Below are 749 nucleotides of genomic sequence, written 5' to 3' on the forward strand. Positions count from 1 at the left end.
CACCATACGTCAAGTCGAACAAAAACGACCAGAACGATGCGGAAGCCATCTGCGAAGCGGTCGGTCGTCCGTCCATGCGCTTCGTGCCACCGAAATCAACCGATCAGCTGGCGGTACAGGCCGTCCACCGCATTCGCCGGCGCCTGGTCGCCGATCGAGTCAGGCTCGTCAATCAGATTCGCGGTCTTCTGTCCGAGCATGGGATTGTCATTGCCCGTGACATCGCGCAGCTGCGGCGTGGCCTCGCGGTCATCGTAGGAAACATCAATGACGACCTCAGCGAGATGCTCCGAGCGCTCATGAGGGAACTGCAAGAGGAGTTGTCCGAGCTTGATACCCGCATTGCAGCCTATGACCGGCGGATAAGGGAAATCTTCCGTACGAGTGAGCAGTGCCAGCGGCTCGGCAAAATCGAAGGCGTCGGACCTGTGACAGCAACAGCCTTGGTCGCCGCCGTGGGCGATAGAAGCTGTTTCAAGAACGGCCGACAGTTCGCGGCTTGGCTTGGTCTGGTACCCAAGCAGCGATCCAGTGGAGGGCGGGCCCGCTTGTTCGGCATCAGCAAACGGGGCGATCGATACCTGCGGACGCTGATGATTCACGGAGCTCGCGCCGCTTTAAGCCGTGCTAATGGCAAGCAGGATCCGCGAAGCCTCTGGCTCGGCAAGATGCGGCAACGGCGCCATCCCAATGTCGCGGCCGTGGCTCTTGCCAACAAGAACGCGCGGATCGTGTGGGCTATGCTCACA

At 60.6% G+C, this 749-nt stretch carries 1 protein-coding gene; it reads left to right on the top strand.

The genetic code is table 11. The features are described 5' to 3' along the window. Positions 1 to 749 (top strand): IS110 family transposase (locus QSV46_RS39085; protein WP_314964008.1); only part of this gene is annotated, 749 nt, incomplete at both ends.

The sequence above is a fragment of the Bradyrhizobium cosmicum genome (assembly GCF_032290525.1).
In the GTDB taxonomy this organism is placed as follows: domain Bacteria; phylum Pseudomonadota; class Alphaproteobacteria; order Rhizobiales; family Xanthobacteraceae; genus Bradyrhizobium; species Bradyrhizobium cosmicum_A.